Annotated in this window: 13 protein-coding genes and 2 tRNA genes; 6 read left to right on the top strand and 9 right to left on the bottom strand. The window is 69.6% G+C overall.

Going from position 1 to position 21,312, the window contains the following annotated elements:
* Positions 1–19: 19 nt before the first annotated feature.
* Together OMP39_RS04185 and OMP39_RS04180 are read left to right on the top strand one after the other, a co-directional pair.
* Positions 20–1,033: a class 1 fructose-bisphosphatase gene (locus OMP39_RS04185; protein ID WP_264893539.1), complete on the top strand. Its 1,014-nt coding sequence runs from the start codon at positions 20–22 to the stop codon at positions 1,031–1,033.
* 77 nt (positions 1,034–1,110) lie between these two features.
* Positions 1,111–1,186 (top strand) — tRNA-Thr (locus tag OMP39_RS04180).
* Positions 1,187–1,362: 176 nt separating this feature from the next.
* Here the strand turns inward: OMP39_RS04180 and OMP39_RS04175 are convergent.
* The 4 genes from OMP39_RS04175 to OMP39_RS04160 form a co-directional block, all read right to left on the bottom strand.
* Positions 1,363–2,658, bottom strand: coding sequence for a sensor histidine kinase (locus tag OMP39_RS04175; RefSeq protein ID WP_264893538.1), 1,296 nt, complete (start codon positions 2,656–2,658; stop codon positions 1,363–1,365).
* Positions 2,655–3,491, bottom strand: a complete 837-nt coding sequence (locus OMP39_RS04170) for a CheR family methyltransferase (protein WP_264893537.1) — start codon at positions 3,489–3,491, stop codon at positions 2,655–2,657. The genes OMP39_RS04175 and OMP39_RS04170 overlap by 4 nt, the downstream gene beginning before the upstream one ends.
* A complete protein-coding gene (locus OMP39_RS04165; protein ID WP_264893536.1) occupies positions 3,484–6,963 on the bottom strand; it encodes a response regulator in 3,480 nt (1,159 codons plus the stop codon). Before OMP39_RS04165 ends, OMP39_RS04170 begins: the two co-directional genes overlap by 8 nt.
* 157 nt (positions 6,964–7,120) lie before the next feature.
* Positions 7,121–8,419 carry a hemolysin family protein gene (locus tag OMP39_RS04160; protein ID WP_264893535.1) on the bottom strand — a complete coding sequence of 433 codons (1,299 nt, stop codon included), beginning with the start codon at positions 8,417–8,419 and terminating at the stop codon, positions 7,121–7,123.
* Between the two features lie 60 nt (positions 8,420–8,479).
* Between OMP39_RS04160 and OMP39_RS04155 the strand changes: the two genes are divergently transcribed.
* The 3 genes from OMP39_RS04155 to OMP39_RS04145 all read left to right on the top strand — a co-directional run bounded on the left by OMP39_RS04155 (position 8,480) and on the right by OMP39_RS04145 (position 9,719).
* A complete protein-coding gene (locus OMP39_RS04155; protein WP_264893534.1) occupies positions 8,480–9,304 on the top strand; it encodes a symmetrical bis(5'-nucleosyl)-tetraphosphatase in 825 nt (274 codons plus the stop codon).
* A gap of 26 nt (positions 9,305–9,330) precedes the next feature.
* Positions 9,331–9,420: transfer RNA gene (locus OMP39_RS04150), tRNA-Ser, on the top strand.
* A 68-nt stretch (positions 9,421–9,488) separates the two neighbouring features.
* The gene (locus tag OMP39_RS04145) at positions 9,489–9,719 is read left to right on the top strand and encodes a hypothetical protein (protein ID WP_264893533.1); all 231 of its coding nucleotides are present in this window, start codon (positions 9,489–9,491) and stop codon (positions 9,717–9,719) included.
* On the opposite strand, the gene OMP39_RS04140 is transcribed toward OMP39_RS04145, so the two are convergent.
* From OMP39_RS04140 to OMP39_RS04125, 4 genes are all read right to left on the bottom strand, one after another.
* Complete coding sequence (locus OMP39_RS04140; protein WP_264893532.1) at positions 9,711–13,571, bottom strand: EAL domain-containing protein; 3,861 nt, start codon at positions 13,569–13,571, stop codon at positions 9,711–9,713. The two genes, OMP39_RS04145 and OMP39_RS04140, sit on opposite strands and share 9 nt — an antisense overlap.
* A 419-nt stretch (positions 13,572–13,990) precedes the next feature.
* Positions 13,991–15,838 carry a GGDEF domain-containing protein gene (locus OMP39_RS04135; RefSeq protein ID WP_264893531.1) on the bottom strand — a complete coding sequence of 616 codons (1,848 nt, stop codon included), beginning with the start codon at positions 15,836–15,838 and terminating at the stop codon, positions 13,991–13,993.
* Positions 15,838–18,039 (bottom strand): putative bifunctional diguanylate cyclase/phosphodiesterase, encoded by a 2,202-nt coding sequence (locus OMP39_RS04130; RefSeq protein ID WP_264893530.1) that lies wholly within the window; start codon positions 18,037–18,039, stop codon positions 15,838–15,840. Before OMP39_RS04130 ends, OMP39_RS04135 begins: the two co-directional genes overlap by 1 nt.
* Positions 18,040–18,086: 47 nt before the next feature.
* Entirely contained in the window at positions 18,087–18,725 is a 639-nt protein-coding gene (locus OMP39_RS04125; protein ID WP_264893529.1) for an Hpt domain-containing protein, read from the bottom strand.
* Between the two features lie 201 nt (positions 18,726–18,926).
* On the opposite strand from OMP39_RS04125, the gene OMP39_RS04120 reads away from it, so the two are divergent.
* Complete coding sequence (locus OMP39_RS04120) at positions 18,927–20,624, top strand: sensor histidine kinase (protein ID WP_264893528.1); 1,698 nt, start codon at positions 18,927–18,929, stop codon at positions 20,622–20,624.
* Between the two features lie 22 nt (positions 20,625–20,646).
* Here the strand turns inward: OMP39_RS04120 and OMP39_RS04115 are convergent, their stop codons facing one another.
* The gene (locus OMP39_RS04115; protein WP_264893527.1) at positions 20,647–21,255 is read right to left on the bottom strand and encodes a response regulator; all 609 of its coding nucleotides are present in this window, start codon (positions 21,253–21,255) and stop codon (positions 20,647–20,649) included.
* Positions 21,256–21,312 lie beyond the last annotated feature (57 nt).

Here is a 21,312-nt window from a genome sequence, read left to right as displayed (position 1 = left end):
TGAACTTGAGGAGTTGTCCATGAGCAAACGCGTCAGCCTCACCCAGTACCTGGTCGAGCAGCAGCGCATGCACGGGCACATCCCCGCGCAGTTGCGCCTGCTGATCGAAGTGGTCGCGCGCGCCTGCAAGCGCATCGCCATCAGCGTCAACAAGGGCGCCTTGGGCGACGTGCTGGGCTCGGCAGGCACCGAGAACGTGCAGGGCGAGGTCCAGAAGAAGCTGGACGTGATCGCCAACGAGGTGCTGATCGAGGCCAACGAGTGGGGTGGCCACCTGGCCGCCATGGCCTCGGAGGAGATGGACGGCATCTACGTGGTCCCCAACCGCTTCCCCCAGGGCGAGTACCTGCTGCTGTTCGACCCGCTCGACGGCTCGTCCAACATCGACGTGAACGTGAGCATCGGCACCATCTTCTCCGTACTGAAGAAGCCGGGCGAGCAGACGGGCGTGAGCGAGCAGGACTTCCTGCAACCGGGCTCGCAGCAGGCGGCCGCCGGCTACTGCATCTACGGCCCGCAGACGACCCTGGTGCTTACGGTGGGCGACGGCGTGGCGATGTTCACGCTGGACCGCGAACAGGGCTCCTGGGTGCTCACGAACGAGAACGTGCAGATCCCCGCCGACACCAAGGAATTCGCGATCAACATGAGCAACATGCGCCACTGGGCCCCTCCGGTGCGCCGCTACATCGACGAATGCCTGGCCGGCAAGGAGGGCCCGCGCGGCAAGGACTTCAACATGCGCTGGGTGGCCTCGATGGTGGCAGACGTGCACCGCATCCTCACCCGCGGCGGCATCTTCATGTACCCCTGGGACAAGCGCGAACCCGACAAGCCGGGCAAGCTGCGCCTCATGTACGAGGCCAACCCGATGAGCTTCATCGTCGAGCAGGCGGGCGGCGCGGCCACCAACGGCCTGCAACGCATTCTCGACCTCCAGCCGACGAAGCTGCACGAGCGCGTCTCGGTGATCCTCGGCTCGAAGAACGAGGTCGAGCGCGTCACGAGCTACCACCTCGAGATGCAAGCCTGACGCTGGGCCCCGCCCAGGGTGGCTGCGCCCGCGCTTGCCACTCCCCGGGCAGGATTTGCTAGAATTACGGTTTCGCTGCCGGTGTAGCTCAGTTGGTAGAGCAGCGCATTCGTAATGCGAAGGTCACCAGTTCGAATCCGGTCACCGGCACCAGCGAACTCCGCTTGAAAAGAGTCCATGAAGAAGGGGCTGCAACTTCGGTTGCAGCCCTATTTTTCTGGCGGCTGGCCTCTTTGCCGCAAGCTCGCCTCTTTGCTGACGGCCTGCCGCTTCGGTAAGGACGGGCCGCTCCTGGAGGCCCGGGGGCGCCTTCTGCGCCGGCGGGCGTCCTAGGGGCGGCGCGGCAGCGCAAACCAGAAGGTGGCACCTTGCCCGGGCGCCGCTTCGGCGCCCACCGTGCCCCCGTGGCGCTCCACGATCCGCTTGACCGACGCCAGGCCGATGCCCACGCCTTCGAAACGCGAGCCGCTGTGCATGCGGAAGAAGGCGCTGAACAGCCGTTGCGCGCGCTGCATGTCGAAGCCCACGCCGTTGTCGCGCACGCGGTAGACGACCCGCTCGGGCTCCACCTCCCCTCGCACCTCGATGATGGGAGGAGACCGCGTCTGCGAGTACTTGAGCGCATTGGACAGCAGGTTGATCCATACCTGCCTGAGCAGCCGGGCGTCACCCCAGGCGGGCGGCAGGGGGGCGATGTCGATGCGCGGCACGTTCGGGTGCGAAGGCGGGCTCGACGATTCCGCACCCCCCTCGGGCGCGGCCGGCCGGTCGCCGCGAGGCGCTTGGCCCCCTTCCGGCCCGGGCGCTGCCGCCTCCGGGCGGCCACCGCCGGGCAGCACTTCCTCCAGGGCCGATGCGACCAGCGCGTGGGTGTCCACCGGGGCCATTTCGAGATCGCCGGACCCCAGCCGGGCGAAGTCGAGGAAGTCGCTGATCAGCTGACGCATCCGGCGCATGGACTCGCGCATCACGCGCACGTACTCATGCTCCTGCGGGCCCAGCTTGTCGCCCGCTGAGATCTCGAGCAGCTCGAGGAAGCCCTCGATGTGGGCCAGCGGCGTGCGCAGGTCGTGCGAGACGGCGCCGCAGAAGGCGTCCAGTTCGGCGTTCGCATCGGCCAATTGGCGGTTGCGCTCGGCCAGCAAGGCATTCAGACCGGCCAGCTCGGCCGCCGCACGCTCGCGTTCGGCGACCTCGGCACGCAGGCGTGCACGGACCCGCTCCAACTCGATGAAGGCTTCGACCTTGGCGCGCAGGATCACCGGCATCACGGGCTTGGTCAGGTAGTCGACCGCGCCGGCCGAATAGCCCTGGAACACGAGCTCCGGGGCGCTGTCCATGCCCGTCAGGAAGATGATGGGGGTGGCTTGCGAACGCTTGCGCGCCCGGATGAGCGAAGCCGTTTCGATGCCGTCCATGCCGGGCATGCGCACGTCGAGCAGGATCACGGCGAAGTCCTGCTCCAGCACATGGCGAAGTGCCTGCGCACCCGAAGAGGCCTGGACGATGCGCTGGCCCAGGGGCTCCAGCAACGCCCTGAGCGACATGAGGTTGGCGGGCTCGTCGTCCACGAGCAGGATGTTGACGGGGGCATCCGCGTGGGCGGACGAAGAAGCGATCGTCACCGCATCCTCCGGTACAGCATTTCGAGGGGGTGCAAGGCCACGTAGTCGTCCCGGCGCGAGAAGCCGAGCAGACTCTCCCCATTGCCCAAGGCCAGGACGCCGAGCGGCACCAGGCTCTCGTGCAAGAGTGCCAGCGCGCGCCGCCGCGCGGCCTCATCCAGATACATCAGCACGTTGCGACACGAGATGAAGTGGAACTGCTGAAACGATGCATCGCTGATGAGGTTATGGACCGAGAACACGACATTGCCAAGCCATTCGGCCGGCACCCTGGCACTTCCGACAGCCTCGTGGAAATGGTCGGCCAAAGGCCGGCGGCCGCCGGCTTGGAGGTGTCGCCGCTGCGCCTCGGCCAGTGAGGGTGCGTCCAGAACGCCGGCCGCAGCCTGGGCGAGCGCCTCGGCATCGAGGTCGGTGGCGTACAGCCGGGTCCGTTCGAGCAGACCCTCCTCGTGCAGCAGCACGAGATAGGAATAGAGCTCTTCGCCCGTCGCGCAGCCCGCCACCCACAGGCAGGGACGAGGATAGGTGCGCAGCCAGGGCACGACCTCCTCCCGCACCGCACGGTAGAACTCAGGGTCGCGGAACATGGCCGTGACCTGCAGCATCAGCTCGCGCCGCAGCCGCAACAGTACCGCAGGGTCGGCCCGGGCCCGGGCGAGGAGCTCCTCGAGCGTGCGCAGGCCCTCACGCTCCAGGCGGCGGCACACGCGGCGCCACAGGTACTCCCGGCGGTAGGCGCTGAAGTCCTCGCCATGCACGGCCCGCACCGCCTGCAGCAGTTCGTCGAGCAGCCGTTCGTTCGCCGCGGTGCGCACGCCCGCCTCACGCATCGCTCGCCCCACCGGCGGCGGAAGGATGCACCAGCCAGACGCGCAGCAGGGCGCGCACGCGGTCCATGTCGAGCGGCTTGGTGAGGTAATCGGAGGCGCCGGCTTGCAGGCACCGCTCGCGATCGCCCGGCATCGCTTTGGCCGTGATTGCGAGAATGGGCAGCGACCGCCAGCGCGGGTCTGCTCGCAGGCGGCGCATGGCCTCGAGCCCGTCCATGCCGGGCATCATGATGTCCATCAGCACCGCATCGACGGGGGCCGTTCGATCCAGCAAGTCCAGCGCCTCCTGGCCGCCTTCGGCGTGCACCACCTCGACGCCATAGGCTTCCAGCGCGGCCGTGATCGAGAAGATGTTGCGCATGTCGTCGTCCACGACGAGCACACGCCGGCCGGCGAGTACCGGGTCGTCCAGGTGGCCCCGCTCGATCATCGCGCGCGCGTGCTCCGGCATGCGCGCCTCGACGCGGTGGAGCAGCAGGGACGTCTCGGCCAGCAGACGCTCGGGAGAGCGGACGCCCTTGACGATGATCGCATCCGAGACGCGCTCGAGGCGATCGGCCTCGGCCTTGGACAGCTCTCGACCGGTGTAGACGACCACGGGCGGCGATTGGCCGCCGAAGCGGCGCCGCATCTGGGCCACGAGTTCGATGCCGTCCATGTCGGGCAGGCCCAGGTCCAGCACCACGCAGTCCCAGGCAGCCTCCTCCATCGCCCTCAGGGCCTCGGCCGCCGTGCCCACGGCGCGCACCTGCACCTCGGGATCGCTGAGCAGCTCGAGGATCGCCCGCTGCTGGGCCGGATCGTCTTCCACCACGAGGACCGCGCGGTGCGAACGTGCGAGCAGATCCAGCCGCGGATGCAGGCGCTCTCGCAGCCGGTCCCCCACGAGATCGGAAGGACCGAGCGTGTGCGCTGCCCCCAACCGCACGGCGCGCTCGCGCTCGTCGTCGGCGCAGGCGAGCAGGACCGGCACGTGGCGGGTCGCGCCACGCTGCTTGAGCAAGCCGAGCATGACCCAGCCCCTTCCCTGCTCCACCTCGGCCTCGAGCACGATGAGTGCCGGCCACAGCCGCTCGCACACCTCGACCACCTCATCGAGCCGCACGGGCACCGTCTCGAAACCTCGTTCTGCGGCCACCTCGCGCAAGCGGTCCACCACGCCCGGGTCGTGATGCACGGCCACCACCGTACGAGTCGTGGCGGGCAGGGGGCCGACGCCGGGCGCCGGCCGATCGGGGGCCGCTTCGTCCTGCACGGCGACATCGTCCGGGCGCAGCGGCAGCCAGAGCGTGAACGTGCTGCCCTGACCCGGGGCGCTGCGCACGCTCAGCTCGCCCCCGAGCAGGCGGGCCAGGCGGCGGCTGATGGCGAGGCCGAGGCCGGTGCCCCCGTACTTGCGCGCCGTCCCCCGATCGCCCTGCTGAAAAGACTCGAAGATCCGCTCGTGCAGCTCCGGCGCGATCCCGATGCCTGTGTCCCTCACGGCGAGCGCCACGCCGGCGACACCACCCGGGCCCTCGACCGCCCGGACCGTCATCTCCACCTCGCCACGCTCGGTGAACTTGACCGCGTTCGACAGCAGGTTCTTGACGATCTGCCACACGCGCTGTGCGTCGCTGACGATGCGCGGCGGAGCCTCCTGCTCGCGGCGCAGACGCAGCACCAGGCCCTTGCGTTCGGCCAGCGGCCGGAACTGCGTCTCGCTGGAGTGCAAGAGCGCGTCGAGCGTGACAGGCTCCCAGTCGACCCGGAGCGCGCCGGACTCGATCTTGGAGAGATCCAGGATGTCGTTGATGAGCTCGAGCAGGTCCTGCCCCGCGCCGTGGATCGTGCGCGCGTACTCCACCTGCTTGTCGGTCAGCGTGCCTTGCGGGTTCTCGGCCAGCAACTGCGACAGGATCAGCACACTGTTGAGCGGCGTGCGCAGCTCGTGCGACATGCTGGCGAGGAATTGCGACTTGTACTCCGAAGCCTGGGCAAGCTGCCTCGCCTGCTCCTGCAGCGCGCGGCCCGTCTCGCGCAACTCGGCGTTGGCCTGCTCGTACTCATCGTTGGCTCTGCGCAGTTGCTCCTGCTGCTCGCGCAAGAGCTGCTCGGAGGCGCGCAGCTGGTCGGCCTGCTGGTGCAGTTCGGCATTGGCGCGGGTCAGCTCCTCCTGCTTGTGCTGCAAGCTCTCCGAAAGACGCATCGCGCGCTCGAGGGCCGCCTCCAGCTCCGCCCGTGCACTCAAGGCGTTGAGCACGAGGCCGAAGCTCTGCGCGAACCTCTCGAGGAACTGCCGCTGCGCCGCCGTGGCCCGGGACGACAAGCCCAGCTCGAGCACCGCCTTCACCTCGCGCTCGAACAGCGCCGGCACCACCAACACCTGCGCCACAGGCGAGGAACCCGCTGCGGTGGTGATGCGCACGTGGCCATCGGGCACCGGGTGCACTTCCAGCAAGCGCCCGTCCTCGAGGCACTGCCCGACGAGGCCCTCCCCGGCGGCGATGCGCTCGGGCGCGCCCTGGCCCGCGAACGTCGCGCAGCGCCTCAGGTGAGGCCCGTGCGGGCCGTCCTGGCGCAAGTACAGCACGAGGTAGGGCAGCGAGAGGGTGCGCGCGAGCTGCGAAACCGTGCGCCCGCACAGCGTGGGAAGGTCTGGCGGCGCTTGGAAGAGTTCGGAAAACTCTGCGAGCCGGCAGTTGATCCAGTCCTGCTCCGACAAGCGCCGCTCACGGAGGGCGACCTCGGCCTTCATGCGGTTGAACGATCGGGCCACTTGCCCGATCTCGCCTTCGCCCTCGGGCAGATCGTCGCTCTCGTAGTCGCCCTCGGCGACGCGCAGCGCGCCGGCCTGCAGGCGCGCCAGCGGCCGGTTGATGCTGCGGGCCACGCCCATCAGCATCAACAGGGTGACGAGGAAGGTGAGTGCGGCCGTCCCGGTGACCGCGCGGCGCGTCAAGCGCGAAGTGCGATCTGCCTGCTCGCTGCGCTCGCGCAACAGCGCGCGCTCGGTCTGGACGAAGGCGTCCAGCACCCGGCGCACGTCCTCGCCCAGTTGCTGGCTCTGAGCTTGCAGCGACGCGGGCGCCCTGCCGTTGCCGGTGCGCACGGCCTGGTCCACCAACTCATCCATCGCGCGCACCCGCTGCGGCAGCGCGGCGTCCAACTGCTCGAGGCGCCCGATCTGCAAGGGATGGTCGCGCACCAACATCCGCAGCTCGGCGAGATCGGCCCTCCATGACTGCCGCAGACGCCGATACTCGTCGAGGAACGGGCGCTGCCCCGTCAGGCGGTACGCGCGCGCATTGCTTTCCGCCTCGGCGATCGTCTTGCCGAGCAGGGTCGCGCGTTGCAACACCTCGTGGGTGTGAGCGACCCATCGCTCGTCGGTTTCCACCGCCTCGATGCGCGCGAGCGCAATGCCGCCCACCATTGCGAGGCCGAGCAGGCTCGGTGCCAGCCCGAGTGCCAGGCGGGCACGAATCGACATCCTCATGACGTGGCCGGTTCCCTTGTCGTGATCGGGTGAGACCACGCACCGAAAGCAATCGGTGTTCCGCGGGAGTGCCCCCGGATCTCGGGGCCTGCCCCGTGCGCGTGTGCGAGCCTGGGCCGCTGCGCGACCGAGCAGCGCCCCGACAGAGATGTCAGGGTTCGGCGGGCTCCGGCAGGCGCGAGGCGAGCACCTTGTCCACACGCTTGCCGTCGAGGTCCACCACCTCGAAGCGCCAGCCCTCCCACTCGACCGCATCTGCGGTGCGAGGCAGCCGGCCGAGCAGCAGCATCACCATACCGGCGAGCGTGTTGTAACGCCCGCGATCCTCCTCGGGCAGCTCGCGCAGCTCCAGGCGGTCCTTCAGCTCGTGCACTGGCGTGAGGCCGTCGATGAGCCAGGTGCCATCGTCGCGGCGCACGAGCCATGCGTCCTCGGAGCTGGGGGCGACGAATTCGCCGGTGATCGCCTCCAGCACGTCTTGCAGCGTGATGAGCCCTTGGATCTCGCCGTACTCGTCCACGACGAGGACCATCTGCATGTCGGAGGCACGGAAGCTCTCCAGCAGCTCCATGCCCGTGAGCGTCTCGGGTACGAACACCGGCGACTGCAGCTGCGCAGTCAGATCGAGCTGCCGCCCTTCGGCAAGCTGCTGCAAAAGTTGCCGGGCGGCGACGATGCCCACCACATCGTCGAGCCCACCGCGGCAGACGGGATAGCGCGAGTGCTCCGTCTCGGCGATGATCTTGAGCGCAAGCTCTGCCGGCGCCGTGGCATCGAGCCAGACGATATCGCCACGAGGAATCATCATCGAGCTCACCGGGCGTTCGTCCAGCCGAAACACGTTGCGCACCATCTGGTGCTCCTGGGCTTCGATCACGCCCGCATCGAGCCCCTCCTCCAGGCTGGCGGCGATCTCCTCCTCCGTCACCGCGCGACGCGGGGAGTCCTTCATGCCGAGCAAGCTCAGGACCGCCTGGGTGCACCACGACAGCACACGCACGAACGGCCGCGCGGCGAAGGAGAGCCACTCCATCGGCCGGGCCACGAGCCGTGCCACGGCCTCCGGGTACATCTGGCCCAGTCGCTTGGGGACCAGCTCGCCGAAGACGATCGTCAGGAAGGTGATGATCACGACCACGAGCGCGGTGGAGGCGCCGCCGGCAATCCGCTCGGACACATGGAGGTCGTCGGTCAGCCACGCGGCCAGGGGCGCGGAGAAGGCGCCCTCGCCCACGATGCCGTTGAGCACGCCGATCGAGGTGATGCCGATCTGCACCACCGAGAGGAACTTCGTGGGATTCTCGTGAAGGTCCAGGGCCACGCGCGCGGCGTCGTCGCCGCTTTCGACCATGACCTGCAATCGCACCTTCCGGGCTGCCGTGAGCGCCATCTCCGACATGGCGAAGACGCCGTTGAGCAGTATCAGGAAAACCAGTAACGCGACGTCCATGCAGCCCCGGGGCCCACCCGGATCGAGAAAAATAGCCACCAAGCGTAGCAGAATCGCGCCATGATCTACCTCGTCGGAGACCTACAGGGCTGTTGCGACCCGCTCGAGCGCCTGCTGGCAAGCGTCGGCTTCAGTCCGTCCCGGGATCGGCTGTACGTGCTCGGGGACCTGGTCAACCGGGGCCCGTGTTCGCTGGAGGTGCTGCGCCTGCTGCGCCATTTGGGTGACGCTGCCACCTGCTTGCTGGGCAACCACGACCTGCACCTGCTGGCCGTGGCCGCCGGCTTGCGCGCGCCGCACCGCAGCGACACGCTGCACGAGGTGCTGAACGCCCCCGACCGCGACGCGCTCCTGGAGTGGGTGCGCTACCGGCGCCTGGCCGTGCAGGAGCACGGCTGGCTGATGGCGCATGCCGGGGTGGCTCCCAGCTGGGATGCCGCGCTCACCTTGCAGCTGGCAGCCGAGGTGGAGGAGTGCCTGCGCGATCATCGGCACCATCGCGAGTTCCTGCGCGAGATGTACGGCAATCAGCCGGCACGCTGGAGCGACGAGCTTCAAGGTCACGACCGCCTGCGCAACGTCGTCAACACGCTCACGCGCATTCGCTTCTGCACGCCCGACGGCCACCTGGAGTTCGCGGCGAAGGAGTCCGCCGAGAAGGCGCCGGAGGGCTACATGCCGTGGTTCGACGTGCCTGACCGCAAGACCGCCGGCACCCCCGTGGCCTTCGGCCATTGGTCCACCCTCGGGCTCGTGCAGCGCCCCGACCTCCTCGCGCTCGACACGGGCTGCGTCTGGGGCGGCCGTCTCACCGCCTGTCGCATCGACGGCGGACGGCGCGAGATCATCCAGATCGAGTGCGAACAGGCACAGCCGCCGGGGTGAGCGCGGCGATAGAATCCCACGGGCCTGGAGGTGTGGCCGAGTGGTTGAAGGCACCGGTCTTGAAAACCGGCGAAGGGGCGACCCTTCCGTGAGTTCGAATCTCACCGCCTCCGCCAGGCGTGCGTCTCCGGCACGCGGGTTGCAGGGCCTGTGGCGTCATCCCTGTTCGATGGAGGAGAGACCGATGCCAGATGCACGTCGAGCTGCCGGCCCCGGCAAGCCCTTGAGGGAACGCATCGCCACCGTGAACGAGCGCGAGGAGATCGAGGAAACGCTGGCGGACGCCGACGAGGTCGAGCGCAGCGTACGCGCAGCCTCGCGCGCAAGACCTTCCCCCCGTGTCAGCAACGAGGACTTGCCGGCCGCGAGCGGCGGCGCGTCCGAGGGTGACGAGCGGTCTTCGCCCTCACGCTGACGCGACGGCCAGCGGCTGCAACCACCGCTCGGCGAACTCGTCACCGGGGATCGCCTTGCCGTAGTGCCAGCCCTGCGCCTGCAAGCAGCCCATGGCGCGCAGCGCTTCGGCCTGTTCGGGCAACTCCACGCCTTCGGCCAGCGTGTCCAGCTCCAGGCTGCGCGCCATCGCCACGATGGCAGCCACGATCGCGCGGTCGTTGCGGTCGGTGAGCATGTCGCGCACGAAGGACATGTCGATCTTGAGCTTGTCCACCGCGAAACGCTTGAGATAGGCGAGCGACGAGTAGCCGGTGCCGAAGTCGTCGATCGCGACGGCGAAGCCTTGTGCCTTCAAGCCGTCGAGCACGTGGGCCGTGTGCTCCGGGTCCTGGATCAGCGAGCTCTCGGTCACCTCCAGCTCGACTTGGTCCGGTTGCACGCCGGCGTGGCGCAGCAACTCGACCGTGCGTTCGGTGAACTCGACCTTGTCGAGCTGCAAGGCCGAGATGTTGATGGCCAGCCGCCCCGGCAGACACGCCCCCTCGGCCGCCCAGTGCGCGAGCCACCGGGCAGCTTCGGCAATCACCCACTCGCCGAGCGAGACGATGAGACCGCCCCGCTCGGCCACGGGGATGAACTCGGCGGGAGGCACGGGACCCAGCTCTGGGTGAGTCCAGCGCAGCAGCGCCTCGGCGCCGCAAAGGCGCCCGTCTCGCAGATCGACGAGGGGCTGGAAGTGCAACGCGAGCTGGCCGGGCTCGCGCAGGGCACGCTTGAGCTCACGCATGAGCGCGGCGGAGCGTTCGGTCTGGCGCCCCATTTCCGCGCTGTAGAACCGAAAGCCCCCGCCGCTTTGCTTGGCGCGGTACATCGCGATGTCGGCCGCCTTGAAGAGCTCGTCGAGGGCCTTGCCGTCCTGTGGGCAGCCGGCGATGCCGATGCTCGCATCCACGCTCAACTCCTGGCCGGCCACGCGGATCGGCTCGCGCAGCACGCGCAGCAGGCGCTCGGCCACCTGCGCGCCGCACTGCGAGGCATCGCCTTCGACGAGCACGAGGAACTCGTCGCCGCCGTAGCGAGCCAGCGTCTCGCTGTGTCGCAGCACGCTTTCGAGCCGCTGCGCGAGCTGCGCCAGCAGCGCGTCGCCGGCCTCGTGACCCAGGCTGTCGTTGACCTCTTTGAACCGGTCGAGGTCGATCATCATCAGCGTGCGGCCCTGGCCGTCGCGCTCATGGGCCGCGAGCGCCTGCTTGAGCCGGTCGAAGAAGAGCGCGCGGTTCGGCAGCCCGGTGAGGCTGTCGTAGAACGCGAGCCGCTCGATGCGCGCCGCCTGCGACTTGTGCTCGGACAGGTCGGTCAGCGCCAGCACATACCGCCGCACTTTGGACTCGGCGTCCACCACGGGGCTCAAGCTTGCCCACATCGGCAGGGAGCGGGCGTCCCGCGTCGCCAGCGAGAGTTCACCTTCATGCGGTCGCCCTTGCTCGGCCTTGCGGGCCAGCTCGTGCAGGCCGTGCTCGCCCGAGGGCACGACGAGCACGTCGAGCGTGCGCCCGATCAGTTGCTGCGCGTCATGCCCCGTGAGCCGGTGCAAGGCGGGGTTGACGGCCAATACCCGCAGCTGGCGATCGAGCACCAGCAGGGCCTGACCGCTGTGCTCGAAGACCACACCGGCCAGGCGCAGGGCATCGCGCTGTCGCGCACGCTCCAGCGCCAGCGCGCACAGATGAGTGACGTGCGATACGGCCCGCTCCTCTTCCGGCGTCGGCCGATGAGCGTCGGCGCGGTGCAAGGCGATGACGGCGAGCACCTGCCCTTCGTCGGTGAGCACCGGTTCGACCCAGACGGAGCCGATGCCGGCGGCGAGCGCCCGGTCGCGCCACACCGCGGACTCCCCCCAGTCGCGCACACTGTCGACGACCACGCGGGCACGCTGCTGCGCGGCCCATGCCACCGGCCCTCCATCGACGTCCGACGCGAGCCGGCCATCCAGCGACGCCGCATACTCGGCCGGCAGGGTCGGCGCGGCCACCAGCTCGAGCCGCTCGCCGTCCTCCGACAGCGCGACGACCGCGCAGCGCGCGGCCACGCACTGGCTTTCGATGAATCGGGCGAGGCCGTCGAGCAGTTCGTCCGGCGCCGCGCCCTGCACGACCCGCTCCAGCACCCAGCCGTAGTGCTGCTGCCACTCCATCGCGAGCCGACGTTCGGTCACGTCGATCATCAGGCCGCGCAGGCGCATCGGTCCGCCGTCGTCCTGTACCACACGCACGATGTCGCGCAACCACACGACCCGTCCGTCGGCCGCCACCATCCTGTACTCGAGGTCGTGGTCCTGGCCCGCCTCGGTCGCCACTCGGCAGATACGCTCGGTCTGTTCTCGGTCGTCCGGGTGCAGGTGCGCCACCCAGAAGTCGGGCTGGTGCAGCCACTGGCTCACCGGGTAGCCCAAGATGCGCTCGGCCTGGGGGCTCACGTAACTGAAGCGCAACGACGTGGCGTCAGCCTCCCACACGATCCCCTCGATGCCCTCGACCAGGTCGCTCAGGTGCTGCTCGCTGCGCCGCAGGGCATCCTCGGCCCGCTTGCGCTCGGTGATGTCGTGCACGGTGCACTGGTAGTACAGCGCGCGGCCATGCTCGTCACGGGTCACGACGGAGAGGTCTTCCACCCACACGGGCTCGGCCCGCGCGTTGAGCATGCGGTAGACCTCGGTGAACTCGTCCGCCCCGGCCTCGACTTGGCGAGCAATCTTCTCGGACAACACCATCAGGTCTGCGGGATGGACCAGGTCGGTGAAACGCCGACCGACGAGCGCGGCGGGCTCGTGGCCGAGGCGGCGCACGTTGTCGGACACGTAGTCGATCGTCATGCCATCGTCGGCCCGGCAGCGGAACAGCAGGACGGGGCTGGAGACGAGCGCCTGCTGCGCCAGACGCAGCTGCACCAGCGCCTGTTCGCGCTCGGCTTCGCTGGCCTGGTGGTCGAGCGCGAAGGCGATGTCCCAGCTCATCGCCTGGAGCGTGCTCAAGGTGCTCTCGCTGAACCAGCCCGGCTCGGACGAGTACAAACCCAGCGCGCCGATGCTCTTGCCGCGCACACGCACGGGCAGAGCCGCCATGCAGGCGATGCCCGCCTTGCGCGCGTGCTCCCACCGCTTCGCGGTGCGAGGGTCGCGGGCGAAGTCCCCCACCGCCACGACCTCGCCCGTCTCGATCGCCTGTCGCATCGGGCCGGGCATGTTGCGGAAATCGCCCTGCAGCACGCGTTCGAGGTAGCCCGCATCCTCGCCGCAGCGCGCCGCGACCGAGAGAAACTCACCCGGCCCCCGGTCGAGCCCCACCCAAGCGAAGCGCAACCCGCCCTGGTGCACCGCAGCCTGACACACGGCCTCGAACAGCTCGCGCGCGGTGCGGCTGCGCAGCAGCGCCAGGTTGGTCTGGGACAGCAGCGCATACAGCCGCATCAGCCGCTCCAGGCCGACCTGCGCCAGGCGCGCCTCGGTGATGTCGTAGGCCGTGCCGAGCACGGCGGGCTGCCCCTGCCAGTCGATACGGCAGGCGGACAGATCCACCCAGCGGACCTCGCCGTTGCGATGGAGGATGCGCAGTTCGTACCGGTGGGGGACATCCAGCCCGTGGGAGCGCGCGAGGCCGCGTTCGCGCAGCAGCTCCCGGTCCTCCGGGTGAGCCAGCTCCCAGAACTGCATGTGGCGCAGTTCGGACTGGCTGTAGCCGGTGAGCTCGCAGGCCGCGCGGTTGACGAACACGAACTCGCCGCCCCGGTGCACCAAGATGGCGGTGGCCGTGGCGTTGGCGAGTTGGCCGACCCAGGCAAGGTCGGCATTGGGAGAACGGTCGGCAGGCGGCATCGCGAGGTTCGAGGCGGGCGGTAAGGTCCCGCCGCCACCCGGCAGGACTCGCCGGATTATCGGCACCCGCTCCCTCGACTTGAAGTCGCGCCGGTCCACAACCCACGTCGGACCGTGCAATCTGAACTCCCGGCGGGCCGGGCTCGTTACGGGTGGGCAGCGCTCCGCGGCCCGCCGGGGCCGGCTCAGCTTCCTCCTTGGCCGGGGCGCTTGCCGGGGTTCTTGCGCCGCGTGTGGGGGCCTCGCGCGGGCTCAGACCGGCCCTCCGGGGCGGCGGCACGGGGCATCGGCATCGGCAACATGAGCACTCCTTCACGAACGCGGGCGTCCTGCAAGCCGCCCTGCCCCACTGCCGGCAAGCATCGTGCCGCTGCAACCCGACGGAGCCCGGGCGATCCGCGCAGCCGCGGCCGGCCGACTCATGCGAGGCAGGTGCGGTTCTTTCCGGTGCGCTTGGCTTCGTACAGAGCCTCGTCGGCCCGCTCGAGCGCCTCTTCCAGGCGCTCGCCGGGTCGGTAGAGCGTGACGCCTGCGGAGAAGGTGATGAACACCTGGCGTTCCTCGTGCATGAAGAACTGGGCCGTGAGCGTGCGCTGCAGACGGGTGAGCACCACCTGCGCCTCCTCGGCGGTGGTGTCGGGCAGCAGCACGACGAACTCCTCGCCGCCATAGCGGGCCACCGTGTCCATCGGCCGCAGGGCCTGCTTGACGTGATGCGCGAGGAACTTGAGCGCTTCGTCGCCGGTCTGGTGGCCGAGGCTGTCGTTGAGCTTCTTGAAGTTGTCGATGTCCAGCAGCCCCACGGACAGGGGCTGCCCGCTGCGCTCGGTACGCGATTGCTCCGCCTCGAACGCCTGGATCAGGCCCCGCCGGTTGGCGATCTGGGTCAGCGGGTCGGTGGCCACCTCGGTCGACAGGCGCTGCAACTCGGCTTCGAGCTCGCGCACGCGCTCGTCGAGTTGGCGCGCCTGCGCCTGCTCGCGCACGAGCCGCTGCTGCGCCTGCCCCACTTGGGCCTGCACCGTGCGGGCCTCTTCCACCAGCTCTTTGACCACGCCGGCCAGGCTTTCCAGCGATTCGGCCTGCTCGATGACGGTCGCGTAGCGTCCGACGTTGTCGTGGAAGCGCCCGGTGTCGGCGCTGAGCGTCTGGATCTCCTCCAGCATGGTGTTGATCACCTGCTTCAGAGCGTCGCGGGCGCGCTCGCGCTGCTGCTTGAGTTCGCGCTGCTGGCTGCGGGTGGCGTGCAGCAAGTGGTTGACGCTGCGCACGGTGCGTGCGGTCAGTCCCTCCTCCAGGCGGGCCCGCATCAACTGGCATTGCCCCTGCACCCAGCTGCCCTCCTCGGTCAGATCGCTCAAGCCCTCGGTCAGCTCCTGGCAAAGTGCGCGCAACTGCTCCGTGAGGTGCTGCCGGTGCTCGAGCAGTCGGCGGGCATCGGCCGCCCAGCCTCGCCAGTCCTCGGCCAGTCCGTCGTCGGGCTCTTCTTGGAGAGCGGGCAACAGATCCTCGAGCCGCCCCTTGAGCCGCACGCAACGGGAGTCATCGTCGGGCAGCACCGGTTGCGTCGCCCGGGCGAGGTCCGCGACCGCGGCCTGCCAGGCCGTGCTCAGTGCCGGCTCCGGCTCGATGGCAGCCGCCCCCTCCAGCGGCCCGGGGCGAGTGAGGCCGAAGCCCGAGGCGCCGAAACCCGTGGGCGCCGGCGCCCCCTCCTCGGCGACAAAGGCGGGGTCGTCGAGCCGGTCGCTCTCCCACTGGTCGAGTAGCTGCGACAGGCGCTGCGGCAGCTTCGCGGGCTCGTGGCGCAGCGCCGTCAGGACGCGTTGCAGGCTGTCCTTCTTGCGCGCGCTCGTCCACTGGCGCCCTCCACGCTCCAGACCGCGCACCAAGCGCCCGATGAGCGGCGCCCAGGACGCGGCGTCGTCGGCGGCTCCCGCCGCCGAAGCAGGGGCCGCCTGTGCCGCGAGGCGCTCGGCCTGCTCCCATCGACGCTGGCGAACGGCGTCGGCCAGCTCGGCGCCGAGCCGCTGGCGCTCGATCAGCCGCTCCAGCACCTTGAGAGCGTCCGCGGCTTCCGCAGGTGGAGCCGCGGGCTCGCCGGCCTCGGCGCGGTAAGCCCGCGCGTAGTTGTCGGGCGTCGGCTCGAGTCGCTCCTGCGCCAGACGCAGCAAGGCGGCCTTGGCGAGCTGTGCGGGCGTGCGCGGCGCATCGCCGAGCGGCGCAGGAAGCGTGGCCGGACCACTGCGGCCGGAGGGCGGCGCGTCCATCAAAGCACTGAATGCGGCCAGGGTTGACGCCCGGCGGACACGGCCCCTGCGTCCTCGCTCGCTGCCCCGACACGGCCGATCCACGGCGCCTTGCGTGGCAGCACCGTCTGCTGCAGCCACAGCTCCACTTGCTCCGCAGGCAACGGGCGACTGAACAGGAAGCCTTGCATGACGCTGCAACCGAGACGGTTGAGCGCCTCCATCTGCAGGAGCGTCTCCACGCCCTCGGCGATCACTCGCAGGCCCAGCGACCGGGCGAGCGCGATGATGGCGGTGACGACCGCGGAACTCTCGTGCCGCACCCCGAGGTCGTGCACGAAGGATCGGTCGATCTTGAGCTCGCGGATGGGCAGCGTGGTGAGGTAGGCGAGCGACGAGTAGCCGGTGCCGAAGTCGTCGATCGCGATCTCGACGCCGACGTCGGTGAGCTGCCGCAGCGAGGGAATGACGGACTGCAGATCCTTCATCAGCCCGGTCTCGGTGATCTCCAGCTCCAGCTTGTCGGCCGACACACCGCTCTCGCCCGCGCACTGCAGCACGTGCTCGACCAGGCCATGGCGCTGGAAGAGCCGGCTGGGCAGGTTGACGGCAATCGAGGCGTCGAAACCGAAGCGTTCCTGCCAGACGCGGGCCTGCCGCAACGCCTCGCGGATCGCCCATTCGCTCATCGGGATGATGAGGCCCGTCTCCTCGGCCAGCGGGATGAACTCGGCCGGCGGCACCAGCTGGCCGCCGCGCTGCCAGCGCATCAGCGCCTCGGCACCCACCATCCTGGCGCTGCGCACATCGACCTTGGGCTGGTAGTGCAGCACCAGCTCCTCGCGCTCCAGCGCCTTGTGCAGCGCGGTCTCCAGTTCGAGCTTCTCGCGCCCTTTGCCGGCGAGCTGGGGCGTGTAGACCGAAGCGGCATTGCGACCGGCCGCCTTGACCGAATACATCGCCACGTCCGAGTTGCGCAGCAGGTCGGCCACGCTCTGCCCATCGCGCGGGAAGATCGCAATGCCGACGCTGGCGGTCACGAAACACTCCTGCCCGCCCACCAGCACCGGGTCGCGCAGCGCCTCCAGGATGCGCATGGCCACGCGCTCGGCGTCACGCTCCTCGGTCACTTCGGGCAGCAAAGCCACGAACTCGTCTCCGCCGAGGCGGCCGACGGCCTCGAGCGTGCGGTGCGCCCGCGCGCCCAGCGTCTCGAACGTGGTGTCGATCACCTGGTCGGAATGCCTCACGCAACCGCGCAGCCGCTTGGCGACTTCGACCAGCAGTTCGTCCCCGGCCGAATGGCCCAGCGTGTCGTTGATGATCTTGAAGCGGTCGAGGTCGATCAGCAGCAGGCCCACCTGGTGCCCGAGGTTGCGGGCGTGCTCGATGGCCCGCTCGCAGCGCCAGATGAGTTGCCTGCGATTGGGCAAACCGGTGAGCGCATCGAAGTTGGCCAGGTGCTTGATCTTGTCTTCGGCGATCCGGCGGTCGGTGACGTCCTGGATGATGCCGGTGTAGCGCACGACATGGCCGTGCTCGTCGAACTCGGGCTCGGCTTCCAGGTGCAATACGCGCTGGCGGCTGTCGCGCAGCACGACCGGCACGTCCGTACACAGGACCGAGTAGTGCCGCCCCACTTCGCGCAGCATGGCGAAGAAGCGCTTGCGCTCCTCGCGCGCGATCATGCGCAGCGCCGAGCGCAGGGGCAGTGTTTCGCCCGGCCTGAGGCCGAACACCTTGAGGGCCTCGACCGAGACGACGAGCTCGCGGTGCAACGGATACCAGTCGAAGCTGCCCATACGGGCGAGATCTTGGGCCCGGGCCAACTGCGCCTTGCTGCGCTCGAGCTCCTGGCGCGTGCGGGACGAGCGCAGCAGGTAGCGCAGTCGGCCGGCCAGCAGGCTCCACTGGTTGGACTTGACGAAGAAGTCGGTGGCCCCGACCTCATAGGCCCGGTTGATCGAGGCCTCGTCGTCCAGACCGGTGAGCATGAGCACCGGGGTGGACAGGAAGCCGGCCATGTGGCGCAGTTCGCGGCACACGGCGAAGCCGTCCATCCCGGGCATGATCGCGTCCAGCACGATGACGTCGGGAGACCAGTCCGCCAGCAGGCGCAGGGCCTGGGGCCCGCTGGAGGCCTCCGTGATGGAGAAGCCGCGCTCGCGCAGGGCCGTCGAGGTCAACAGCAAGTTGACCTCGTCGTCGTCGACGAGCAGCACCGAGGGCCGATCTTCGTCGGCTCCATCGCGTGGCGGGTGAGACACCATCAATCGGACCCCAGCAAGCCTTCCAGACTCTGATGCACCCGTGCGGCCTCCTGCCGCACGGCCTCCACGAGGCGGTCAAAAGGCCCCGGGCCGCCTGCGCGTATGGCGGCCTCGAGTTCCGCGCAGGAGGCCGACAGGCGTGCCGCGCCCACACTCGCACTGGAAGACTTCAGCGTGTGGGCCGTCAACCGCATTGTCGCGAGATCACCGGCCTTGTGGGCGTTCAACATCTGGGGGATGAGCTTGTCCAGCGAGGACTGAAACGTCCGGAACAGGCGCTCCAGCAGTCGGCTCTCCCCCTTCGGGTCGAGTTCGCGCAGCCGCGCAAGGGCCTCGCCATCGAAGACGCTGGGGTCGGGTACGAACATGTGGGGCTCCATGACTGGCTGGCGGCCCGGCCTCGTGGGCGGGGCGGCCCTCATCGACTCATGATCCGGCAAAGCGAAAGCGCAGGTCGCTTCAGGCTGAAACCGCCCGCTCGCGCGTGCCAAATGCACATCCTCCCCGAAACCGGGGCCCTCTGGGCAGACAGGCTCCCGCGCGCCGAAGCGCGCCGTGATCTGCGTCACACCCAGGCCGATTTGCAAGCATGGCACGACCGATTGTCGATGCACCAGCAAAGGGGTCTTGTCGCACATCAATGACATCCGGTTCGCAAGCGCTGATGCTCGCCCGCCCGGTCTGCCGGTTTTCGGCACCCACGTGTCTCGCTTGAGCCTGCCTGGGGAAAGCCCTGATCCGTGCCGCCTGGCGGCGCGGGCGGCGGTCGCAGCGCCTCGGGCCTGCACGCCATCCCGCCCAGAGATCCCGTGCACAGGCGCCTTCGTACAATGCCCCCGATGAGTTCCGTCCATCCCACTGCCGACGCAGCCGCGGGCAGGCGCCTGGTCTTCGCCGCCGGAGCCGGCGCGGCCGTGACGCTCGTGTGGGTGGGGTTGAGCGTGGCCGGGGCCGCCTGGCTTCATGACTCGTGGGCCGAGGGCGTGCGCGCGGTGATGCAGTCGGGCGTGCTGATGCTCGTCTTCGTGCTCGGCCTGGTGCTGGCGATGTCGCTCGCCTGGTGGTTCTCGCAACGGCTCGAGCGTCTGGACGCCGCCCAGCGTGGGCTGCAGCTGCAGCACCAGGGGCTCGCCCAACTCCTGCCCCTGTGGTACTGGGAAACGGACGCCGGCCATCGACTGGTGCTGCTGCGCCCGCCCCGCGGCGCGCCCGCCGCCGACTGGCAGGTGGAGGACCGGCTGGGGCGCCCTCTTTGGGAGGACTTCCACAGCGATGCCGAACTGTGGCGGGCGTTCCGCCAGATGCTCGAGGCGCACCGCCCGATCGAGGGGCTCGCCGCGCACCGGCTCGAGGCCGAGGGCCGCCGCAGTCTCTGGCTGCTCGAAGGGCTGCCTCGGTTCGACACCCAGGGCCGGTTCATCGGCTACCAAGGCACGGCGTGCGACGTGTCCGAACGCACGGAGCTGCAGTTCGATCGCGAAGTGGGACTGCACCTGCTCGATGCGGTGCCCAGCGCCGTCGTCCTCGCGCAAGCCGCAGACGGGGCTGAGGCGCGTTTCCGGATCCGGCACTGCAACGGCGTGGCCGCGCGGCACCTGGGCGACAGCCCCACCCGGCTCGCCGGGTGCGATCTGATCGAGGCGCTCGCGCGCGTGCCCGACTGGCCGCTGGCCCCCGTGTGCGAACACCTCGGGGTGCCCCTGCCCGCGCATGCGGGCGGCGGCGCCCCGACGTGGACGGCCCAGTTGGACACGTTCACCTTCCGGCACGGTGGCACCGAGCGGCGCGTCCTGCTCGCCGTGTTCACGCCGGCGACCACCAGCGCCGATGAGATCGCCCGTGCCGAGCGCCAGGCGGCCGAGCGGGAACTGGAGTCCTTCAGCTACACCGTCTCGCACGACCTGCGGGCACCGATCCGGGTGGTCGAGGGTTTCGCGCGCATCCTCAAGGAAGACTACGGCCGCTCGCTCGACCGCATCGGCAACGACCATCTCGACCGCGTGCTGGGCGCGGCCGCCCGCATGAACGGCATGATCGACGCGCTGCTGTCGCTGTCGCGTCTGTCGGCGCAACCGCTGCAGCACCAGCCGGTCAACCTGTCGCAGCTGGCGACCTACATCGTCGACGACCTGCGCCGGCAAAGCCCCGGCCGCCTGGTCGAGGTGCGCATCGCGCCCGGCCTGGTCGCAGAAGGCGATCCCACCTTGCTGCGCGTGGCCTTGGAGAACCTGCTGGGCAACGCGTGGAAGTACAGCAGCAAGCGCGAGCGCGCCCTGATCGAATTCGGCGCTCGCCACGAGGGGCAGCGCACGATCTACTTCGTCAAGGACAACGGAGCGGGCTTCGACATGCGCTTCGCGGACCGCCTGTTCGGCGTGTTCCAGCGGCTGCACGGGGCCACCGAGTTCCCGGGCACCGGGGTCGGCCTCGCCTCGGTACAGCGCATCATCCGCCGCCACGGCGGCCAGATCTGGGCCGAATCGGAGGTGGGGGCGGGGGCGACGTTCTACTTCACGCTGGGCGAACGCCGGGTGTGACCCAGCGAGGGACGGACCGCGCCTACAGCCGGCCCGGGGCGACCAGGGTCTCCAGCGCCTGCACCATGCGGCGGCACTGCTCCTCCAGGCTCACGCGCTCCTGTTCGGCGGCTCGCTGCAGCTTCTCCAGCGCCTGCTTGCGGTCGAGGGAGAACCGGTGCATGGCGATGCCGACGGCGATCGGCACGATGTCGTCCAGAAGACCGGCGGGCGCCCCCTGCTCCACGGCCGGCGCGGCGGCCGGAGCCTGCGCCGTGACGTGCTGGCGGTGCGCGAACGCGGCCTCCACGGCCGGCACGATCTGGCGGATGTCGAGCGGCTTGACGAGGTAGGCCACCGCGCCCAGCGCCTGGACTTGCCGAATCGTCTCCTCGTCCGAGAAGGCGGAGAGGAACATGAAGGGGATCTTCAGGTAGTCGCGCAGATAGGCGGCCACGTCGAAGCCGCTCTTGCCCTCCATGCGGATGTCGAGCAGCGCGAGCTGCGGCCGGTGCTCGCGGGCGAGCAGGATCGCGTCGTCGCCGTTGTCTGCGTCGATGACGTCGTAGCCCGCCTGCACCAAGCCATGCGTCAGGGTGGCCAGCACCAGACGGTCGTCGTCCACCACCAGGATCTTGCCCTTGTTCGCCACGTGCGCCTTGTTCGCGGATGACTTGCCGGAAGGCCGGCCCCGCCGCCATTGTGGCGG

It is taken from the genome of Schlegelella aquatica, from assembly GCF_026013905.1.
GTDB classification, from domain to species: Bacteria; Pseudomonadota; Gammaproteobacteria; order Burkholderiales; family Burkholderiaceae_C; genus Caldimonas; species Caldimonas aquatica.
The sequence above is the reverse complement of the archived record's forward strand: the minus strand, read 5'-3'. Positions and strand labels throughout refer to the sequence as shown.

What these genes read in the sequence shown, in the direction of transcription:
- OMP39_RS04145 (WP_264893533.1), top strand. Translation starts at nt 9,489, where the DNA reads ATGCCAGATGCACGTCGAGCTGCCGGCCCCGGCAAGCCCTTGAGGGAA.
- OMP39_RS04170 (WP_264893537.1), bottom strand. Translation starts at nt 3,491, where the DNA reads ATGCGTGAGGCGGGCGTGCGCACCGCGGCGAACGAACGGCTGCTCGAC.
- OMP39_RS04140 (WP_264893532.1), bottom strand. Translation starts at nt 13,571, where the DNA reads ATGCCGCCTGCCGACCGTTCTCCCAATGCCGACCTTGCCTGGGTCGGC.
- OMP39_RS04135 (WP_264893531.1), bottom strand. Translation starts at nt 15,838, where the DNA reads ATGGACGCGCCGCCCTCCGGCCGCAGTGGTCCGGCCACGCTTCCTGCG.
- OMP39_RS04120 (WP_264893528.1), top strand. Translation starts at nt 18,927, where the DNA reads ATGAGTTCCGTCCATCCCACTGCCGACGCAGCCGCGGGCAGGCGCCTG.
- OMP39_RS04165 (WP_264893536.1), bottom strand. Translation starts at nt 6,963, where the DNA reads ATGTCGATTCGTGCCCGCCTGGCACTCGGGCTGGCACCGAGCCTGCTC.
- OMP39_RS04160 (WP_264893535.1), bottom strand. Translation starts at nt 8,419, where the DNA reads ATGGACGTCGCGTTACTGGTTTTCCTGATACTGCTCAACGGCGTCTTC.
- OMP39_RS04125 (WP_264893529.1), bottom strand. Translation starts at nt 18,725, where the DNA reads ATGTGCGACAAGACCCCTTTGCTGGTGCATCGACAATCGGTCGTGCCA.
- OMP39_RS04185 (WP_264893539.1), top strand. Translation starts at nt 20, where the DNA reads ATGAGCAAACGCGTCAGCCTCACCCAGTACCTGGTCGAGCAGCAGCGC.
- OMP39_RS04155 (WP_264893534.1), top strand. Translation starts at nt 8,480, where the DNA reads ATGATCTACCTCGTCGGAGACCTACAGGGCTGTTGCGACCCGCTCGAG.